The organism is Phocaeicola sp. RTP21198st1_B8_RTP21198_201120 (genome assembly GCF_040929485.1).
GTDB lineage: Bacteria > Bacteroidota > Bacteroidia > Bacteroidales > Bacteroidaceae > Phocaeicola > Phocaeicola dorei.
Genome location: NZ_JBCOCI010000416.1, coordinates 309 through 1236 on the forward strand (window position 1 = coordinate 309; position 928 = coordinate 1236).

At 43.2% G+C, this 928-nt stretch carries 1 protein-coding gene; it reads right to left on the bottom strand.

Annotated features, from left to right (window positions below; translation table 11 throughout):
• Positions 1 to 928, bottom strand: a 928-nt coding sequence (locus tag AB5935_RS26860; RefSeq protein WP_368327962.1) for a peptidylprolyl isomerase, incomplete at both ends; no start/stop codon positions are given.

Here is a 928-nt window from a genome sequence, read left to right on the forward strand (position 1 = left end):
CCTGAAGAATTACGTTTGCTTGTCCCATCGGCAAGTTTACCAATTCGTTCACACCTGTATTGTTGATAGCAGAGATGAATTTCAGGTTATCACCGTCTATCTGTGCACCTTCGTACTGTGCAGAAGTTAGCCAGTTTGCATCACCAGTCTGACCATATTTCTTTGCCAGATCAGCAAAGTTAGCACCACCCTTGATCGCGTTGTAGATACTGTCAGCCAATGTCTTTGTCTTCACAGCATCTTCTGCGTATACCTGAATCTGACGGAATTCGACAGAGTCGGCAGCAGCAGCTTTAGCTACAATTTTGAAAGAGTTGATTGTATTGTCGGCACCGTTATAGTAAGGACCATAAATAGTACCTACCGAAGCAGAGTCCAAACGGGCAACTACATCTGACGGGAAAGCTGTTTTGTTATAGAACAAGTCTACATAAGGAGCTTCCGAGCCAGTCGAGCGGATGAAAGAAGTATAATCTTCCGTAGTAGTAGCCAACTGTTCAGTAGCTTCGTCCACTTCTTTCTGGATAGCAGCTCTGTCTTCAGCACTTGCAGTCACTTGTACATCAATGTACTTGATGTCACGAGTTTCCTGATATTGCTTGAATTGTTCTTTCTTCTTGTTATACAAGTCTTTCAGTTCCGATTCTTTCACTACGATTGTAGAGTCCACTACAGAAGAGTAAGGAATACCAGCCATCAACACGTTGTACTGGTTCACTCTTGCATCGAAAGCGTCCTGTGCTTCCACCGGATTGGAAAGAAGAGCTTTAGACACCAATGCCTGATACTTTTCTGCCAGACGGCTCTCGATCAGTGTTTTCTGAATAAAAGACCAGTATTTATACATGTTATTGTATTGTTCAGCATACTGTGCCGGCATTTGTGATTCGCTCATCTTGGCATATTCCACGAGGAACTTGTTCAACAT